The following is an 18,810-nucleotide window of genomic DNA, read 5'->3' on the forward strand; positions in this document are numbered from 1 at the left end:
TAATTCATATCCTGTATTCACGATAATAAGTTTGTGTTTTATCAACTATTTCTCCGCAAGCCTGACAGTAAGTCGCATCGTATCTGGATACAACGTGCACCAGGTATTCCGTCTCATAGCGATAACGGGGGGTTGCGACTACTTCTTTTACTTTTTTATCATAACTGAATGACAATGGTTTATGCCTGACATACTGTCCATGACAGGTACACTTGATTTTGGCGGTGTCAGCGGCTACTGCCGTAAGTACGTCCGGCTTTGAACAAACAGTATTCGTGAATGTTGTTCCCGCGCCGAGAAGTGTCAATGCCATGAAAGCCGCTGTGACCTTTCTGAGTACAATTTTCATTTTTCCATCTCCTTAAATTATGGTTTTTTGCTTCTGAATAGATATGAATAATCCTCATAACGGGTAGAAGAAAATGTAAGCGTCCTATTTACCACGCCGTCGCAGGCCTGACAGCGTACTACATCATATTCATTGTGATAATACCTGCGGCCATAAGTCACTGTCCAGAACATATACGGACCTTTAACAGGCACTGAGTATTCACTTACTTCTTTTGTGTGATAAACAGACTGTCCATGATTGTGAGGAGTATTCGGATCAACTGTTGCTGCAACTGCTGTTAATGCGTTTGTCTCAGGAGAGACCGTATTTGTGAATGCTGTACCTGTGCCGAGAAGGGTGAATGCCATGACCGCCGCTGCGGCCTTTCTGAATACATTTTTCATTTTTTCCACTTCCTGTAATAGATTTTTACAGAGATTGCGCATTCTCTATCCATAACACACATGACATACCCGTAATTGTGCAAAGTCTGAAAAATTTTCACAAGCTCCCCTATCAGGAGGGTTTTTCAGGCGGTATCACGATTTTTCTTGACATTCTATGTTCAGTTGTGCTATACTATTATTGCTTTAAACAAATATATGCCGCAAGGCGTAAAACTCGGAGGATAGAAAATGAAAACTTCTAAGCTTTTGGCATTCTTACTGGCAGCTGCCATTATCGCACCTGCCGCAGCAGGATGTGACGATAAAAACAATAACGCGGCCGACAATCAGCCTGCAACATCATTCAATACAAATGAGGAGCTTGAGCCTATGACTCCCCCCGCAGAGCACGGTCCCGTAGGTGAGAACGAGATGGCTGCCGAGCTCGGCAAGGAGATCAGCGCAAACGATACCGATTTCACCCTCAACAGCGTCATCGACGGCGGAACCAGCGACGACGGCAAGAAGTTCCTTTATCTGGACATCACTCTCCGCAACGATACCGATAACGCATATACTCTCAGCACACTCAATAACTTCTATATAATCACTCCCGGCAATGAGGAGCTCTATTCCGACGTCCGCGCTCAGCTCTATGCACAGAAGAAATTCAATGAGGAGAAGTTCTTCACCGATCCCTTCGATATCCCCTCAAACGGCCAGTTCAGCGGCATCATCGGCGGCTATACCGTAGACGCGGAGCTCACAGACTTCACGCTGTGCTTCTTCCCCACAGGTAAAGACCCCCTGGCAAAGGAGACCGTGTTCAAGTACAATATAACCGCAGCAGATATCAAGCCCGCAGATCCTGCCATACTCAAGTAATCTGCTGCCCCACAGCCTATATGCAGAAATACAGTCCGAAAGCAGTCCGCTGCCTTCGGACTTTTTTGTCGGCTGCCGCTCGTCGGGGGCTGCTCAGGCAGTCCCCGACGCTTTCCGTCTCAGGCCTCCCACAAGCGCACGGATAAGCAGTACATATACCGCTCCGCCGACAACAGCTGAGACGGAAAGTACCACAGCGGCGGACGCGCCGCTGCGGTAAGCGGCAGCCCTTGTAAGATAAGCGGCACCGCCGCACATCGCCCCCGAGTACAGCACCTTGCCGAAAGGGGCAAGGTCTACGGATACTCCCGCCGTGCCGGTATAGACGCGGAACGCCAGAAAAAGTATCAAACCGTAGCAGACCGAGGTGGAAACCGCCGCGCCGCTCACTCCCATAAAGGGTATCAGCAGAAGATTGCCAGCCAGCTTTACCGCTGTGCCCGGCAGCATTATCTTCAGCGGCGCTGCCGCCTTACCCACCGCCTGAAGCATACTGAAAAGCGGATAGGACACACACAGGCAGACCATTCCTGCCATGAGCCACCGCAGAGGTCCGATGCAAACCGCCGCCTCGTCGGACTGCATGGGATAGAGTATACCCAGCACCTCGGGAGCCATGACGCACAGTCCCACCGCCGCAGGCACCGATATCACAGCGGAGGTCAGCAGCGCCTGCAACGCCCCCTGCTCCATGGCGGAGCGGTCTCCCCTTTCGTAGGCCTCCGTCATGCAGGTGAGAGCGCCCTTGCCCAGCATATTCGTGACCGAGGGAACAAGGTTGAAAACGGTCAGGGCTATGCCTGCAAAGGAGCCGTAGATGAAGTGGGGCAGCTCCCCGTCGGACACTCCTTCGGGAGCTGCTGCGGAACACCCGAAATAAGCGATACAGCCGATCACCGTCCACATATCTATGAGGGCGGTAAGATTGGTCACCACGGAGCCTGCTCCCACGGGCAGAGCCGTAGCTGCAAGCTGACGGGCGATGGTGCGCCTGCTCAGTACAAGGCTCTCGCCGCCCCGTGGAGTTTTCGCAAAAAGCCGCAGCACTGCAAAGAAAAGGGCGGCTCCCACGGTGGACAGTGTGACTCCCAGTATGCCCGCCGCCGCAGCTGCTCCGCGGATATCTTTGACAGAGGGGAAAAGCGACCTGACCACATCGGGGTGTGAAGTGACATAGCCGCAGAGCAGCAGTCCCGCAACTGCCTTTACGGCTCCCTCGACTATCTGAGACAGAGCGGTGGGATACATATTGCTCATGCCCTCATAATAGCCACGCTCCACGGCGGCGATACAGCCGAATACCACCGCGGGTGCTATCATGGCTACGGCTGCTGCCGCGTCGGAGCTCCCCAGAGTATAAAGGCTGAATGGCTTCGCAAGCAGGAATACCAGCAGGCTCCCTGCCAGTCCTGCCGCCGTGAACAGTCCGAGAGCGGTGCGTCTTATGCGCCGACCGTTCTCATACATACCCAGAGCCGCGCTCTGAGCGGTCATTCTTGCCACCGCCGCCGTGAGCCCCGTCACCGTCAGGGCGTAAACAGGCATGAAAAGGCTGTAGGCACAGCTGAAATAGCTCATGCCCACTCCTCCCAGCATATTGGTGAGCGGTATCTTGAACACAGCCCCCAGCACCTTTGCGGCAGCCGCCGAGGCCATAAGTATCAGCGAGCCCTTTATGAAGTTCTGCTTTTTCAGCACTATCCCCTCCCGAATAAGCTTTTTCATCAAAATATATGCCTTACAAACAATAATTATGTGGTGCGGAGCAGCGACCGCGCCGCACTTTTCACAGTATGATTGTATTAATTGAATAGTTTTTTGCCGTGACTGTTGCTATTTCAGGAAATGTATGTTATAATATAAGATAGACTGATTATAACCTCAGCACAGTGCCCTGTCCCTGAATGACAGAGCCGATGCAATATAATATCAACTGACAACGAAAGGCTGGTTTTTATCATGGATTATAAATTCTCAGACAAGGTAAGCAAGCTTCAGGCTTCCGCCATAAGAGAAATACTCAAATTCACCGCCGACCCCGAGGTGATCTCCTTCGCAGCAGGAAATCCCGCTCCCGAGGCCTTCCCCAAGGAGAGGATAGCCGAGATATCCGCAGAGCTCCTCCGCGACGATCCTATCCTCGCTCTCCAGTACAGCGTTACAGAGGGATACACTCCCCTCCGTGACCTCCTCAAGGACTGGATGACCGAAAAGGGCTGCTTCCATAAGGAATTCGACGACCTTATCATAACTTCAGGCGGCCAGCAGGCCAACGAGCTTGCCTGCAAGGTCCTCCTCAATGAGGGAGATACCCTTCTTGTGGAGTCACCCAGCTTCATCGGTTCCCTCAACGCATTCCGCTCCTACAACGTGCACCTGAAAGGCATCGAGATGGAGGACGACGGCATCGACCTTGAAAAGCTGGAAAACGCCCTAAAAACAGAGAAGAACGTTAAGCTCCTCTATGTTATCCCCAACTTCCAGAACCCCACCGGCAAGACCATGTCCCTTGCAAAGCGCAAGGCCGTATACGAGCTTGCCTGCAAATACGACTTCATTATCCTCGAGGACGATCCCTACGGCGAGCTCCGCTTTGAGGGCGAGAACGTTCCCTGCATAAAGAGCTTCGACACAGAGGGCAGAGTAATATACTCCAGCACCTTCTCCAAGATCATCTCCTCGGGATTCAGAACAGGCTACTGCTCCGCACCCGCTCCCGTAATACAGAAGATGGTGGTATGTAAGCAGGTGGCCGACGTTCACTCGAATATGTGGGCTCAGGTGGTATCCTACAGGTTCATGTCCACTGTTGACAGAGAGGCTCATTTCAGAAAGCTCCGCGCTATCTACAAGGAGAAATGCGACCTCATGTGCGGATACATCGACAACGACTTCTCCAGGAACATAAAGTACATCAAGCCCCAGGGCGGTCTCTTCGTATGGTGCGACCTCCCCGAGAGCTGCGATATGAACGACTTCTGCCGCAAGGCCGTACAGCAGTACAAGATCGCCGTAGTGCCCGGCAATTCATTCAGCATCGAGGAGGGCGAGGTAAGCCACTCCATCAGACTCAATTACTCAACACCTACAAACGAGCAGATAAAGAAGGGCATGGAGATCCTTGCCCGCATGACAAGAGAAATGCTCGATTGAGAATAAGAAAATTCACTTGAAAGGATAATCAATTATGCCAAACAGAATGACCGACAGATATAATGTCACACAGAAATACCTCATGACCAGAGGACAGGCCATCAACTTCCCCTACCAGCCCTTCACTCAGTTCGTAAAGGGCAAGAACGACGTTTACGGCGTCGTAATAGATATCCCCATGTCGTCTGATGTGCTCACGACTATGGTCTGCTTCATCAACGGCGCTGCCAATATCTACTTCAACAACGGCGGCGAGTACACAGGCGCTGCACAGAAGTACAGAAACCTGGTACAGGCTTCTCACGCTCTCGTTGCAAACGCTGCAAATCTCCTTCCCAAGTGCGAGAAAACCAAGAAGTACGACCTCCCCAAGGGCAGGACAAACAAGATCTTCCTCCTCACAAAGAGCGGAGTCTACACCACCGAGATCAAGGCAGGCATAATCCCCGAGGAGGAGCAGGAGCTCAGAAGCTTCTATGTGCTCTATCAGCGCGTTCTCAGCGAGATCAGAACCTGTCAGCTCAAGGACGATGCAGACAGAAGAAAAGCCGCAAAGTAAGGAGAAGACCGTAAATGGACGACAAAAAGCTTATCTTCAGCGGTATCCAGCCTACAGGCACATTCACCCTGGGCAATTACATCGGTGCCGTAAGAAACTGGGGCGCTTTGCAGGATCAGTACAACTGCATTTACTGCGTTGTCGATATGCACGCTATCACCGTAAGACAGGAGCCCGCAAAGCTCCGTCAGAACACCCTCAACTCCTATGCCCTGCTCATGGCCTGCGGAGTTGATCCCGAGAAGTCCATACTCTTTATCCAGAGCCACGCTCCCACACACGCGGAGCTCAACTGGATACTGGGCTGCAATACACAGTTCGGAGAGCTCTCACGCATGACTCAGTTCAAGGACAAGAGCCAGAAGCACCCCGACGATATCAATGCCGGACTCTTTACTTATCCTACCCTTATGGCTGCGGATATCCTGGCTTATAACGCCGATCTGGTGCCCGTAGGCGTGGATCAGAAGCAGCATCTGGAGCTGGCAAGAAATATCGCTCAGCGCTTCAATCAGCGCTACGGCGACTTCTTTACCCTGCCCGAGCCCTATATACCCGAGGTGGGCGCAAAGATCATGTCTCTTCAGGAGCCTACAAAGAAGATGTCCAAATCCGACGATAACCCCAACGCCTGCATTCTCATTCTTGACGACAAGGACACTATCATCCGCAAGTTCAAGAGAGCTGTCACCGACAGCGAGGCCGAGGTGTGCTACCGCGAGGGCAAGGACGGTATAAACAACCTTATGACCATTTATTCCTGCGTTACAGGCAAGGACTTCAAGGCTATCGAGTCGGAGTTCGCAGGCAAGGGCTACGGCGATTTCAAAATGGCTGTGGGCGAGGCTGTTGCGGATCATCTTGAGCCTGTCCGCACTGAGTTCGCAAAGCTCAGCAGCGACAAGGCCTTCCTGAAACAGTGCTACACAGAGGGCGCTCAGAAGGCCCTCAGGTACTCCGGACGTATCGTATCAAAAGCCTTTCATAAGGTCGGTTTCGTCGATAGGTAGTGCCAATGATAAGGCTGAAAACCGTTTGCGAGGTATAACGGATAGTAATTATATGGCTAAAATATACAAATGGTGAGCCTTAGGAACTTTATATTCTACGTTATTAACAAAAATGTCAAAAAACAGTTGCATTTTCTCGAAATTTAGGGTATTATATATCATAGCCCGTCTTTAAGGGAGTGTTTCCGATGGTTGAATATCAGCAGAAGGAGTATTACCGTATCGGCGACCTTGTGGATATAGTAAGACTTCTCAGAGGCGAGGGCGGCTGCCCGTGGGACAGAGAACAGACCCACAAGTCCATAAAGAGCGACTTGATAGAGGAGACCTGCGAGGTCATCGAGGCCATCGACCTCGATGACACAGAGCTTCTCCGCGAGGAACTCGGAGATGTGCTTCTTCAGGTCGTTTTTCATTGCAGTATCGAAACAGATACGAATTCGTTCACTTTCGATGACGTCTGCGACGAGGTATGCAAGAAACTCATTATCCGCCACCCTCACGTTTTTGGAGACGTAACAGCAAATACCACCGATCAGGTGCTTAAAAACTGGGACGCCATCAAGATGGAGACCAAGGGTCAGGACAAATATACAGACACCCTGACCAGCGTCGCAAAGTCACTTCCCGCTCTCATGAGAGCGCAGAAGGTCGGCAAAAGAGCTATGCGTGCAGGTATGGATTTCCGCCGTGCCGAGGACGCTGTGGCTTGTATCTCAAACGAGAAGGCCGAGCTTGACGCTGCTATCGCAAACGGAGATAAAGTGAATATCGAGGAGGAGATCGGCGATCTCCTGTTCTCATGTGTAAATGCTGCCCGCCATTTAGGCGTGGACGCCGAGCTTGCTCTCAAAGCCGCTACCGAAAAGTTCATCAAGCGCTTTTCTGTTACGGAGGAGCTGGTTTCCGCAGAGGGCCTCGATATGAAGGAGCTCCCTATAGAAGAGCTCGACATTTACTGGGACAAGGCAAAAACAATTATTTGTAAAACGGAGGAACGTAAAAATGACTAAGACAGAGCTTATCAATTCTATTGCTGAGAAGGCTAATTGCACAAAGAAGGACGCTGCTGCTGCACTGGAGGCTACTCTTTCATCTATCCAGGAGACACTTGAGGGCGGCGAGAAGGTTTCTATCACAGGCTTCGGTACATTCGAGGTTCGTGAGAGAGGCGAGAAGACCTGCATCAACCCCAAGACAAAGGCTAAGATGGTATGCCCTCCCTGCAAGGCACCCGCTTTCAAGGCCGGCAGAGGTCTCAAGGAAGCTGTTAACGCTCCCAAGAAGAAGAGCAAGAAGAAGTAATCACGAAGGGGGACGATCAATGTCCCCCTTTATTTTTATGTAAACACTGCGGCAGCGAGCCGTATCTGAGAAGGAGATATTTATGAGACTGGACAAATACCTCAAGGTAACAAGGCTCATCAAGCGCCGCACTGTGGCAAACGAGGCCTGCGACGCCGAGAAGATAGTTGTGAACGGCAAGGCGGCAAGAGCCTCCTACGACGTCAAGGTGGGCGATATCATCGAGATAAATATGGGCACACGTCCCCTGAAGGTGAAGGTCCTCAGCGTGACGGAGCACGCCACCAAGGAGAATGCTGCGGACAATTACACTGTTATCGGATAAGCATAAAAAGCCCCTGTGTATCTGCACAGGGGCTTATACTTTTACTTGGTATTATGGATATCCCAGCGGAAGTTCACGAACTTCGACGCCTTGGTGTGATCCAGCATATTGTTGTTTTCCAGCTTGCTCATGTCAAGATAGCGGTAATTGGTCTTTTCGTCCTTGCCGCCGCCGAAGAGTCCCTTCAGCTTGGATATTGCTCCTCCCGATGACTTCTGCATAACAGCGCCCAGGCGGTGCTTCTCACGCATGAAGCTGATTATATCCGCAGCCGTGGTCAGGAGCTTGTCGCTCATATTGTACACGCCTGCGTAGTTGTGTCCCTCTGCGTTCTTAACGAAGCAGAGTATGAAGTCCACCAGATTGTGTACGCAGCAGAACTGGAAGCCGTACTGTCCCTGTCCGTAAACGAACAGCGAGCCGTCCTTGGGGTCTGTGATCTTCGATACAAGGTTATCCGTGAAATTCAGTGTATACACAGGTGAGAAACGTATTATGCAGCAGAGAACTTCCTTGTGGTGCTGCATTTCCTTTACCAGCGCCTTTTCCGAGTTGTACTTCATGACAGCGTAGTTGCTGATAGGCTTCAGGTCGCTGTCCTCGCGGATAGGCTCGCGGGTCTTGGGGAACTGATACACCTGATCCGTGCTGAGGAGCACGAACTTCTTGACGCTCTCCGTCATGGCGTAGCGGTATATGAACTTATCCACCGCCGCAGAATCGCTCATCTGCTTATCGGTGACGATAGGTCCCATATCGTTGTCAACTGTGCAGGCTGCATGGATAACTATATCGAACTTGTTATTCTCAAACACCTCTGCAATAGTATTCTTATCTGTAGGCGGACACTCAACAGATGAATAATGCAGCTTTCCCTCGTTGTATCCTGATTCTTCTCTGTCGATAGCTATGACCTCATAGCCCTTCTTTAAGAGTCCTGAGCAGATGTGCCGACCGATCAATCCGCAGCCGCCCGTAACCAGCACCTTCTCCATGATCATAGCCTCCTTTCTAAAAGCTCAAATAATATCATTAGTATATCCTCTGATATGATAAATTATAATAAATGCTTCTTTTTCGACGTTCGCCGCCGTAAATGCCTGTGCTTCTCTTTATGTCTCCGATCAGTCTATATCCGCAGATTCGGGATCAGAATTGATCTTGTCAAGGTATTTATCCACCGCAGAGCTTATGGTGTCGTAGGTCTCGTTCCACGGAACGCCTCTTGCCGTAAGTCTGAGGTTATCGTTTATAAGGTCGCCGCAGTCCTTGGACACGCCTCTTGAGATGTCGATAACGGGGTTTTCCTCAGCAAGCTCCTGCATACTGTCCTTCATATCGATCATTTCCTGAGTCCAGCCGTAGTCCTCCATGAACTGCTTGTCGGCCAATGCCTTTGTACTCTCGTCCATACGCGCAAAGCGCTTGCAGTCAAGGTACTTTGCAACGCCCTGGGGATTTGAGCCTCCGCTGACGAACATATACGACTCAAAGCCCGTTGGTATATAGTATTCGTCTGCCTCGGGATCCCTGGGCATGGGAACGAAGAATGCGTCCTCGCCGTATTTGCCCACCCACTGAGCCTTTTCGGTATAGAAATCATAGAGGCCTATGGGATAGAACAGGGTCTTTCCCTCGCCGACGTAGGCAGGCTTGGTCTCCCAGCCGAAATCTCCCACGCCAATGGCGATACAGCCCTTCTGATAGAGCTCATATATCCAGTTCTGAACCCTCTCCATAGACGGGTCTGCCAGATTGCTTACCAGCTTGCCGTTATCGAGACTTACAGGCGGCACGCCTGTGGTGTTCATAAGGCCGAACTCGAACCACCAGCCGTCGATACCGTACTTCTGGTTATCCGCGTCAACGTAGCTCTCCAGCATACTCTGGAAGGTATCCCAGGTCCACTCGCCGTTCTCATAGAGCACGGCAGGGTCGTCGAGACCCGCCTCGGCGATGGTCTTTCTGTTGTATACCACGGCAACGGCGTCGCCCGTAGCCTGTACGCCTGCCATATAGTGTTTGCCGTTCCATATGAACTGATCGTTCACGTCCTTGACGTCCTCCCATAGGGGAGACTCAAAGTCTATATAGTCGTCCACGGGAACGAACATCTTCTTTATGGCGCCTTTGGGGAAGGCGTCAAGATTTCCCCCGTAGAAGAAGTCTATGCCCTCATCGGAGCTTATATACTCCGTGAGCTTTTCATAGCGGTTTGTATAGGTACAGGGATAATACTTTACCGAGCCGCCGTAGCGCTCCTGAAAGACCGCAAGGTCGGTAGGAACGTTCTTGCCGGTGCTGTCGGGGTTTATATCCCAGTCCGAAAGCCATTTGATAACGCCGTTTTCCAGCTTATCCCCTGTCAGGAGATCCGAATCGGCAGCATTCTGGTGTATCTCCTCTCTTACGGCAGAATCAAGTTCTCTGCTGTATACGGAGCTTTTATCCTTGCTGCTGCAAGCGAGAAGTGACGTCGACATTGCTGCAATGAGCAATGCTGAAATGAATATCCTTCCTTTTCTCATCCTCAAACTCCTTTGAAATCGCCTATTTATCTATATGCTTATATTACTGCGCTTTTCTTAATTATATCACTTAAACGCTGTTTATGTCAATATAAATATTACATAGATTTTGAAGGGGTTATTAGTTGGTTTATTACATATAATGTGTAAATACTGTGATATATTTCAGACAAATTCACATATCCGCACTGCATTTTGTACCCGTTGCCCTGTAGGCACAGCTCTCCTTCATACTGCATGAGCCGCAGCCCCGTCCCACGCCCCTTACAGGAGCGTCAGAAACGCCTATAACGGCCGTTACGGACTTCGACGGTATAAGGAGACAGCTGTCTGTTACGGTGAGTCCTATGCGCCTCTGTGCGTTTACAGCAAGGAGAAAGCTCCGCTGCAATGTTATGGGAAGATCTCCGTAGCCGGGACTGAACCTCCATGTCCTGTAGGGATAGGCGGAAGCGGAAAATATCTCCTTCTCGGCGCGGTCGCAGACCTGCTCTATGGCGGCGCTGGATATACAGTCCAATGCAAGTGAAAAGGCCATATCCGTCACCGCCGCCTGCCTTATGAGCTTATCGGCCTCCTGGGAAAGGGTCGCCGCAAGGAGCACCGCCCTTTTGCAGCCCTTCAGATGGCGTTTTATATCCTCTCCCGTAAGGGGCTCCGTCATAGCTCCCAGCCTGACACCCTCCTCTGTGAAGCTGACGTCCGTTTCAAGGTAAACGTATTTCGGGCGGACGCGCTCTCTCACCAGCTTCTCCGCACGGTAAAGGAGCTCCGACACTGCGGCGTCGGGAGCGCCCTTTACGCCCATGTACCGCGCAGCCTCAGCCTTCGATATGGGAAGCAGCTCCATCACGCACCGATTATGCCCGAAACAGCTTCGCTGATCTTGCGGGCAACGTAGGGATTGTTCATGGTGTACAGGTGTATGCCGTCAACTCCGCTGGCCACAAGGTCAACTATCTGGTTCACCGCATAGGCTATGCCTGCGTCGCGGAGCGCCTCGGGACTGTGCTCGTATTTGGTCATTATGCGCACGAATTTGCCGGGGAGACTTGCTCCGCAGGTGGTGACCATGCGCTCGATCTGGTTCTTGTTTACAACGGGCATGATGCCTGCCTCGATAGGCACGTTTATGCCTGCGATAGCCGCCTTTTCGCGGAACTCGTAGAAATGGTCGTTATCGAAGAACAGCTGGGTGATAAGGTGATCCGCACCTGCGTCAACCTTTTTGCGGAGGTTGATTATGTCCTCCACCAGGTTCTCGGCGTCGGGGTGACACTCGGGATAGCAGGCGCCTGCAATATCGAAGCTGCCCTTTGACTTTATGTAGGTTATGAGGTCGCTGGCATGGCGGAAGTCCTCAACAGGGGGGATATCGGGGTTGATATCGCCTCTCAGTGCCAGTATGTTCTCAATGCCGCGCTGCTGCGCATCCTCAAGGGCTGCGTCTATCTCCGCCTTAGTGAAGTTTATGCAGGGCAGGTGGAGCATCGGCGTTATGCCGCCCTCCTTTATCCTGGAGGCTATCTCCAGAGCGTAACGGCTGTTTCCGCTGCCGCCCGCACCGAAGGTAACGCTGATGAAGTCGGGGGAAAGCCCCTGAAGCTCGTCAAGGGTACTGTAAATCACATCAATGGAGCTGGTCTTTTTCGGCGGGAACACCTCAAAAGAAAACACCGTCTTTTTGTCAAATAAGTCCTTTATATACATTTTCTGCCTCCGTTCAGTCTATGGACCAGTCTATCTCCCCCATGCCGTTGGCGCGGAGGAACTCGTTGGCCTTCGAGAAGTGCCTGCACCCGAAAAAGCCGTTATAAGCCGAAAGCGGACTGGGGTGGGCGGCCTTCAGTATCAGGTGCCTTGGATTGGTTATGAACTGCTGCTTTGCCTTTGCGTCGCCGCCCCACAGCATGAACACCATGGGCTTCTCGCGCTGATTCAGCAGCTTGATGACGTCGGTGGTGAAGTTCTCCCAGCCGAGACCGCGGTGGCTCCTTGCCTGGTCTGCGCGGACCGTCAGCACGGAGTTCAGCAGAAGTACTCCCTCCTGCGCCCATTTGGTCAGCTCGCCGTGCTTGCCAAGGTTATTTATGCCCACATCGGCCTGTATCTCCTTGAAGATATTCACCAGTGACGGCGGCGGTGCTACTCCCTTGCGGACGGAAAAGCTCAGTCCGTGAGCCTGCCCCTCGCCGTGGTAGGGGTCCTGACCGATTATGACGCATTTCACCGCGTCGTAGGCCGTATACTTCATGGCGTTGTAGATGTCGTACATATTGGGATATATCCGCTGGGTCCTGTATTCCTGTATCAGCTTCTGACGGAGCTGAAGGTAGTAGTCCTTCTCGAATTCGCCTTTCAGCAGCTCATCCCAGTCGTTATTGAAGTTAACCATATTTCCTCCTGTACAGAAACAGGGACGACAAAAGCCGTCCCCCTCTTTTAATTGAAAACCGTGTCCTCGTAGTACTTGAACTTGACAAGGGTATTTCTTCTGTATGTAAGTGAGCCCTGCTGATTGAAGGGCACCTTGTCATAGGCCTCCGCCGAGCATTCTATCTTCAGCTTCTGCCCCTTTCTTGTAACGAATACAAGCTCATAATACTCGTCCACCAGCTTGACCTGTCCCGTGCTTTCGATGACTCTCAGGCGGTCGTCGCTCTTTCTTATAAGGGTAGCCATTTCAACTATGGGCTCTGAAGTACGCTTCTGGACAGGCTCGTTTGGAGCGCTTCCTCCTCTGCGTTCAGACAGAGACTTCTTTCCGGGAGCAGAGGTCCTTGCGGGCACATCGCCCTCATCATCTCCGCGCTCCTCAAGGAATAAGGAGAGAAGCCTTCTGAAGGAGCTCTTTCCGCTGAAAAGCAGCATTACAAGGATCAGGATTACAACTATAGCTCCAAGGAGTATGAGCAAATTCCTTAATTGTTCTGTCATCGTGTCTCAGGCGCCGCTGCGCCGCTCCTTTCTGTATATCTATAAAGCTCCCGTCCGCGGACGGAAAAGAGTTTCACTCTTATATTATAATATATTTTTTCAAATATTGCAAGTTTTATTTGCAAATTTTTTTAAAATATCTGCCCTGAAGTTCAGGCTTGCGCTGCACAGCTAATTATGCTATAATCATTATGATAATAAGACTTTCGGAGGGCATTATGCAGAAAATTCTCGGATATATGCGAAAATGTATACAGCAGTACGGTCTCATAGAGGACGGCGACCGTATCATGGTGGGAGTGTCCGGCGGCAAGGACAGCCTTGTGCTGCTGTACGGTCTCACTCTGCTGAGGCGGTTCATCGGCATTGACTATGAGGTGGTGGGGGTCACTCTCGATATGGGCTTTACGGGAGAGCAGCCTGACTTCTCCTCTGTTGCGGAGTTCTGCTCAGCTCATGATATCGAGTACCACATAATAAAGACCCAGATCGCGGAGATCGTTTTCGATGTGAGGAAGGAGCCCAGCCCGTGCAGTCTATGCGCCCGTATGCGCCGCGGAGCGCTCCATGACGCGGCAAACGAACTCGGCTGCAACAAGGTCGCTCTCGGCCACAACCTGGACGACGCTGTTGAGACCTTTATCATGAACCTTTTCACCGAGGGGCGGATCGGCTGCTTTGCCCCCAGCACCTACCTGACCCACAAGAAGGTGACGGTGATACGTCCCCTGTCCCTTGCTCCCGAAAAGGAGGTTCGCAGAGCCGCAAGGAAGAACGAGCTTCCCGTGGTGAAGTCAGTATGTCCTGCGGACGGTCACACCAACAGACAGCGCACCAAGGATTTTCTGGCGGATATGGAGCGCAAGGATCACGGCTTCAAGGACAGGATATTCGGCGCCATGCAGCGCGGCAACGTTGACGGCTGGGGCGGTATCGGCTATGCTCCTCCCGAAAAAAAGGACTAAAAAAAGGCTCTCCAAACGGAGAGCCTTTAATTATTCATTCAGAATGACGACTATTGATTAGTCTTCCTTCTTTCTGAGAGCGAATGCTGTAGCAACTGCTACTGCGAGACCTGCAACTGCAACGCCTGCGCCTGCAACACCAGTCTTAGGTGAATCGCCCTTCTTAGCTGTTGTCTTAGCAGCTGCCTTCTTTGTTGTAGAAGCAGGTGTCTTGCCTGAAGCAGCGGCTGTTGAAGAAACAGCAGGTGTTGTACCTGTGCCTGTTGTTGTAGTTGTAGTTGTTGTTGTTGTAGATGTAGTAGTTGTTGTAGTTGTAGTTGTTGTTGTAGTTGTAGTTGTTGTAGATGTTGTTGTAGTTGTTGTTATTTCAGGAAGAATCTCGATGTAACCATCTACAAGACCGCTTGTGAATACATAGTCCTGCATAGCCTTGCCGTTTGCATCATCAGATACGTTTGTGAAGAGGTCCTTAGCCTTGTACCAGAATGTGATGGGGTACTTGTCGCCAGCCTTAGCATCGGAAGGAAGTGTTACGTCAAATGTCCAGAGATCGCCGTCCTTACCAGCATCAGACTTAGCGCCTGTTGTAAGGAAGAGGCCGTGTGTACCGTCTGTTACACACTCAGAGATCTTAAGAGCTGACTGCTGAAGAGTAGCAGGATCTCCGTCGTCGTTGTTCTTGAGTGTAAGTCTCTGATCGTAGTCGATGTGGAGACCTGTAGGAGCGTACTTGCCAGCAGCGCCTGATACGCTGATTGTTACTGTACGTGTAGGATTAGCCTTAGCCTCTGCAAGTGTAATCTGCTCCTGGCTGATTGAAACAGTGGGCCTAACCTCGCTGTTTGCGCCTGTGCCATTAGAAGTGTAACCCGTTACAGCAAAAGCACTAACTGAAGTAGCGGAAACAGCTACAGCAGAAAGAGCGAGTGCAGCAAATGCGCTCTTCATCATGTTCTTCTTCATTGTTATTATTTCCTTTCAGATTATTTTTATATATGTTATTATCCGTCGTAAACGGCGGCTAACATCATTTGTAATTCAGCATAGCTGCCGTCATTTCTGACGGCAACTATTACATTTGTGATTACTTATTGATCTCGTCCCAGAGCTGTGCGTCTGTCTTGCCGTCGTTGTCGCTTGACTGTCTCATAGCGTAGAAGCTGAGGATCTTGGAAGCGTCGATAGCGTCGAGTGTTCTTGCGTCCTTCTTGACATATCTTGTCTCAGCAGGCTGGTGAACATCACAGAGGAATGCAGCGAACTCATCGTAGATAGATGTAGGACCGTCAACCAGCGGGCTTGATGAAAGCTGAACTGTCTTAGCGTCCTGACCTGTCTGAGTCAGAGCATAGTAACGGAGAACCTGGGAAGCATCTACTGCATCAACATCGCTGTTGAGTGTAGCATCGCCCTTAACGCCGATGTAAACTGTAGCTGTTATAGCATTGCCGTCAGCGTCTGTGAGAGACTCGCCCTTGATAAGAACGGGGATCTCATACTTGAATGTTGTGTTATCCTTCTTGTATGTATTAGCAGGTGTTGCGTCACCGTAGCTAACATCTGTGCTTGAGAGGAGCTCGATCTCTTCGAGGTTCTTCTCTACTGTATCAACGCCGTCCTTGGTTGTTGTCTTGTCATAGAATGTATGAACGAGGATATTGGAAACCTGAGTCTGATCGAACTTCTCCTCGATGTTGAGGTAGAATGCAGGATCAACGTCAACCTCTGCATACTTTCTTATAACAGATGTAACAACGATAGGAGCTGTTGTTGTAGTTGTTGTAGTTGTATCTGTGCTTGTTGTAGTTGTTGTGTCTGTTGTTGTAGTTGTATCAGTGCTTGTTGTAGTTGTGTCTGTATCAGTTGTTGTAGTAGTTGTAGTAGTTGTTGTTGAAGTAGTTGTGGTTGTTGTAGTTGTCTCAGTTACGAGAACTCTCTCGATCTGAACGTCTACAGAACCTGTATCAACAGTCTTTACGCCGCTGTAATCAACAGTAGCAGTGATCTTCTTGTAAGAATCCTTTACGGTGAAGCCCTTTGAGCCGTCAGCGTAGTAAGCAATTACAGCATCCTTCTCAGCGTCTTCGAATGTACCCAGACCTGTGAGAACACCGCTTGACAGTGTAGCGTTGATATCCTTTACGCTGTCAGCGAATCCGCCCAGCTCAGCAGCTGTTATAGCGATCTCGCCGTTGGGAGCGATCTTCTTGATACCGTTATCGTAAGCCTTAGCTACGATCTCGTTAGCTGCGATAGCAGCGCCTGACTCAGGGATCTTACGGTCTACGCCCTTACCTGCGAGGTAAGAGTTAACGTAAGCGATACCCTCTGAAAGATTGCCGAATGTCTGAGCATCAGACTTAGCAAGAGCATCGTTGATGTTCTTTGTAGCCTTGTCGAGCTTGTCTGTGAGCTTCTTCATCTCAGCCTTGTAATCAGCAACTGCTGCGTCAGCCTTATCAGGTGAAACTTCCTTTCTGAGAGCAGCCTCACCGATCTTCTCGATGTCAGCAACCTTTGTCTTAGCCCACTCAGGGAGCTGGCCGAGGCCGTATGAGCCTTCAGCTGTCTTGAACTCGAATGAGAAAGGAACTGTTGTACCGTCAGCAAGAGCTGAAGCCTTGATGGTGATTGTTACGTCACCGCCGCAATCTACATCATTGAAATATGTTCTGTCGATGATTCCGGGAACACCATACTTATCGCCGACCTTCTTGAGAGCAGCGCCGGGGCCGTTTCTCCACTTGTCATACTGTACAGGTGAAGTAACCTTGCCCTTGATGATGATGTCGTTTGAGCCTGTTATCTCGTATGTGATACCGTTGGGAATTACATACTTTGTAAGTATTCTGTTTACTACTTCATCGAATTCGCCTGACTTAGCAACGATATCGTCAACATAAGGTGTCAGGTCAATTGTACCTTCCTTAGCCTCTACAAGTGCAAGGCTGTTAGTAGCTGTCTGGTTCCACTTTGAAACTGTCTGGTCAACAGGGATATAAAGGAGCTTCTCAAGAGTGAGAGCCTCGCTGTCTGCCTGCACAGCTGCAGGAACCTGGATAGTATCTGTTGATACGGCATTTGCATAAGTGAGACACTGTGTGAGAGCGAGCGGTACAGCAGCTGCTGTGGCAATAGCTCTCTTGAATAATGAATTCTTCATCGTCCTATACCTCTCTAACATGTTTATTCCCCTTCGTCAAAGAGCGCGGCATTATGTGCAAGCCGACCTTTGCGTTAGGCTTCATTTCGGGCAAGCTATCTGCATCAGCATACAGTTCGCCCAGAAATTCATAACTACATTTTATCACACAAACAGCAATAAGTCAAGCAGTAGTGGGGATTTTTTTCAAAAATAATTGACGATTAATCACATTCATTTTTGTGCTTATTTCACAATATGAATATATATCAGAAGTAATATTTTTCCGAAAATGAACTTTCTGTATTATTTGGCTGTTTTACGCCGTTTGCTTTGTTCCTGCAATGTCATTATATCACCATATTTTCCTGCCGTCAAGCTGTAAAAAATGTAAAAAAGCAGGCCGTAATGGCCTGCTTTTTTCTTAACGGATCAGTTTCCGAATCTCTTGTCTCCGAGCACTCCGTTCCAGAGGTCGTAGTCAGATACGCCGTCGTTGTCGCTTCTCTGTCTCTCTGCATAGAATGCAAGGATGTTGGATGCGTCTACAGCGTCGAGGGTTCTGTCAGTCTTTCTGAGCTTCCAGTTGTCCTCGCCCCACTCGTTCTCGGTTACATCGCCGAGGAATGCTGCGAGCTGGTCGAGCTCATCAAGAGGTGAAGTTACCTCTAATCCTGAACCGATTGTTGTACAGATAACATCGTCACCTGTCTGTCCGTTTGTCTGTGTCTGTGCATAGTACTTCAGAACTGCTGAAGCGTCTACTGCATTAACAAGGTTATCAAGTGATACATCGCCCTTTACGCCGATGTAAGCAGGTACAGTCAGCGGAGCTCCGCTCTTGTCTGTAAGTGCCATCGAGCCGTAGTATACAGGAATGTCATACTTGAAGTCTGTGATGGTTGCCTGTCCCTCAATGTGTGTACGAGCATTATATGCTGAGTTCGGAGTAGCGCCGTTGAAGTTGATGTTGTTCTTATCAACGTCTGTTCTCTCGATCTCTGTGCCGTCCTTGAGAACGTCAATGATCTTGATAACAGTTACCTGGTTCTTGTTGAAGCCGCCGGGCTGTCCGTTTGCACGGATACCGCTGTCGTGGCTGAAGTAGTAGCCGGGTACTGTCTGGATTACAGCATAAGATCTGTCGTAGTTGGGGATAGTTGTTGTAGTGGTCGTAGATGTATTAGGATCTATCGGACCGCTTGTTGTTGAAGTGGTCGTAGATGAGTTAGGATCTATCGGACCGCTTGTTGTTGAAGTGGTCGTAGACGAATTAGGATCTAT

Annotated in this window: 20 protein-coding genes; 8 read left to right on the forward strand and 12 right to left on the reverse strand. The window is 50.3% G+C overall.

Features of this window, described 5'->3' with window-relative positions:
- Positions 1 to 4 precede the first annotated feature (4 nt).
- Both Q0Y65_RS09985 and Q0Y65_RS09990 read right to left on the reverse strand, forming a co-directional pair.
- The gene (locus Q0Y65_RS09985; RefSeq protein WP_297959366.1) at positions 5 to 349 is read right to left on the reverse strand and encodes a hypothetical protein; all 345 of its coding nucleotides are present in this window, start codon (positions 347 to 349) and stop codon (positions 5 to 7) included.
- A 17-nt stretch (positions 350 to 366) separates the two neighbouring features.
- Complete coding sequence (locus tag Q0Y65_RS09990; RefSeq protein WP_297959367.1) at positions 367 to 735, reverse strand: hypothetical protein; 369 nt, start codon at positions 733 to 735, stop codon at positions 367 to 369.
- A gap of 231 nt (positions 736 to 966) precedes the next feature.
- Between Q0Y65_RS09990 and Q0Y65_RS09995 the strand changes: the two genes are divergently transcribed.
- The gene (locus Q0Y65_RS09995; protein WP_297959368.1) at positions 967 to 1,602 is read left to right on the forward strand and encodes a DUF4352 domain-containing protein; all 636 of its coding nucleotides are present in this window, start codon (positions 967 to 969) and stop codon (positions 1,600 to 1,602) included.
- 93 nt (positions 1,603 to 1,695) lie between these two features.
- Here Q0Y65_RS09995 and Q0Y65_RS10000 read toward each other — a convergent pair whose 3' ends face one another.
- A complete protein-coding gene (locus tag Q0Y65_RS10000) occupies positions 1,696 to 3,327 on the reverse strand; it encodes a polysaccharide biosynthesis C-terminal domain-containing protein (protein WP_297959369.1) in 1,632 nt (543 codons plus the stop codon).
- A 234-nt stretch (positions 3,328 to 3,561) separates the two neighbouring features.
- Between Q0Y65_RS10000 and Q0Y65_RS10005 the strand changes: the two genes are divergently transcribed.
- From Q0Y65_RS10005 to Q0Y65_RS10030, 6 genes are all read left to right on the forward strand, one after another.
- Entirely contained in the window at positions 3,562 to 4,755 is a 1,194-nt protein-coding gene (locus tag Q0Y65_RS10005) for a PLP-dependent aminotransferase family protein (RefSeq protein WP_297959370.1), read from the forward strand.
- Positions 4,756 to 4,789: 34 nt separating this feature from the next.
- Positions 4,790 to 5,314 carry a hypothetical protein gene (locus Q0Y65_RS10010; RefSeq protein WP_297959371.1) on the forward strand — a complete coding sequence of 175 codons (525 nt, stop codon included), beginning with the start codon at positions 4,790 to 4,792 and terminating at the stop codon, positions 5,312 to 5,314.
- Between the two features lie 14 nt (positions 5,315 to 5,328).
- Complete coding sequence (gene trpS, locus Q0Y65_RS10015; protein ID WP_297959372.1) at positions 5,329 to 6,324, forward strand: tryptophan--tRNA ligase; 996 nt, start codon at positions 5,329 to 5,331, stop codon at positions 6,322 to 6,324.
- 188 nt (positions 6,325 to 6,512) lie between these two features.
- Positions 6,513 to 7,337, forward strand: a complete 825-nt coding sequence (gene mazG / locus Q0Y65_RS10020) for a nucleoside triphosphate pyrophosphohydrolase (RefSeq protein WP_297959373.1) — start codon at positions 6,513 to 6,515, stop codon at positions 7,335 to 7,337.
- Complete coding sequence (locus Q0Y65_RS10025; RefSeq protein WP_028521698.1) at positions 7,330 to 7,629, forward strand: HU family DNA-binding protein; 300 nt, start codon at positions 7,330 to 7,332, stop codon at positions 7,627 to 7,629. Before mazG ends, Q0Y65_RS10025 begins: the two co-directional genes overlap by 8 nt.
- Before the next feature lie 82 nt (positions 7,630 to 7,711).
- Entirely contained in the window at positions 7,712 to 7,954 is a 243-nt protein-coding gene (locus tag Q0Y65_RS10030) for an RNA-binding S4 domain-containing protein (RefSeq protein WP_297959374.1), read from the forward strand.
- 41 nt (positions 7,955 to 7,995) lie between these two features.
- Here the strand turns inward: Q0Y65_RS10030 and Q0Y65_RS10035 are convergent, their stop codons facing one another.
- The 6 genes from Q0Y65_RS10035 to Q0Y65_RS10060 all read right to left on the reverse strand — a co-directional run bounded on the left by Q0Y65_RS10035 (position 7,996) and on the right by Q0Y65_RS10060 (position 13,419).
- Positions 7,996 to 8,949: an NAD(P)-dependent oxidoreductase gene (locus Q0Y65_RS10035; RefSeq protein ID WP_297959375.1), complete on the reverse strand. Its 954-nt coding sequence runs from the start codon at positions 8,947 to 8,949 to the stop codon at positions 7,996 to 7,998.
- 129 nt (positions 8,950 to 9,078) lie between these two features.
- The gene (locus tag Q0Y65_RS10040; RefSeq protein ID WP_297959376.1) at positions 9,079 to 10,482 is read right to left on the reverse strand and encodes an ABC transporter substrate-binding protein; all 1,404 of its coding nucleotides are present in this window, start codon (positions 10,480 to 10,482) and stop codon (positions 9,079 to 9,081) included.
- 175 nt (positions 10,483 to 10,657) lie between these two features.
- Complete coding sequence (locus Q0Y65_RS10045; RefSeq protein ID WP_297959377.1) at positions 10,658 to 11,332, reverse strand: vitamin B12 dependent-methionine synthase activation domain-containing protein; 675 nt, start codon at positions 11,330 to 11,332, stop codon at positions 10,658 to 10,660.
- Positions 11,332 to 12,192 carry a methylenetetrahydrofolate reductase [NAD(P)H] gene (gene metF, locus Q0Y65_RS10050; protein WP_297959378.1) on the reverse strand — a complete coding sequence of 287 codons (861 nt, stop codon included), beginning with the start codon at positions 12,190 to 12,192 and terminating at the stop codon, positions 11,332 to 11,334. Before metF ends, Q0Y65_RS10045 begins: the two co-directional genes overlap by 1 nt.
- Before the next feature lie 13 nt (positions 12,193 to 12,205).
- Positions 12,206 to 12,877, reverse strand: coding sequence for a uracil-DNA glycosylase (locus Q0Y65_RS10055; RefSeq protein WP_297959379.1), 672 nt, complete (start codon positions 12,875 to 12,877; stop codon positions 12,206 to 12,208).
- 47 nt (positions 12,878 to 12,924) lie between these two features.
- Positions 12,925 to 13,419, reverse strand: a complete 495-nt coding sequence (locus Q0Y65_RS10060; protein ID WP_297959380.1) for a hypothetical protein — start codon at positions 13,417 to 13,419, stop codon at positions 12,925 to 12,927.
- A 218-nt stretch (positions 13,420 to 13,637) separates the two neighbouring features.
- On the opposite strand from Q0Y65_RS10060, the gene Q0Y65_RS10065 reads away from it, so the two are divergent.
- A complete protein-coding gene (locus Q0Y65_RS10065) occupies positions 13,638 to 14,384 on the forward strand; it encodes an ATP-binding protein (RefSeq protein WP_297959381.1) in 747 nt (248 codons plus the stop codon).
- Positions 14,385 to 14,441: 57 nt separating this feature from the next.
- Here Q0Y65_RS10065 and Q0Y65_RS10070 read toward each other — a convergent pair whose 3' ends face one another.
- The 3 genes from Q0Y65_RS10070 to Q0Y65_RS10080 all read right to left on the reverse strand — a co-directional run.
- Complete coding sequence (locus Q0Y65_RS10070; protein WP_297959382.1) at positions 14,442 to 15,347, reverse strand: NPXTG-anchored protein; 906 nt, start codon at positions 15,345 to 15,347, stop codon at positions 14,442 to 14,444.
- Positions 15,348 to 15,468: 121 nt separating this feature from the next.
- Entirely contained in the window at positions 15,469 to 17,547 is a 2,079-nt protein-coding gene (locus Q0Y65_RS10075) for a hypothetical protein (RefSeq protein WP_297959383.1), read from the reverse strand.
- Between the two features lie 411 nt (positions 17,548 to 17,958).
- A partial coding sequence (locus tag Q0Y65_RS10080; protein WP_297959384.1) for a cellulose-binding protein CttA-related protein occupies positions 17,959 to 18,810 on the reverse strand: 852 nt, incomplete at its 5' end.

Origin of the sequence: uncultured Ruminococcus sp., assembly GCF_947301925.1 — a bacterium.
GTDB lineage: Bacteria > Bacillota > Clostridia > Oscillospirales > Ruminococcaceae > Ruminococcus.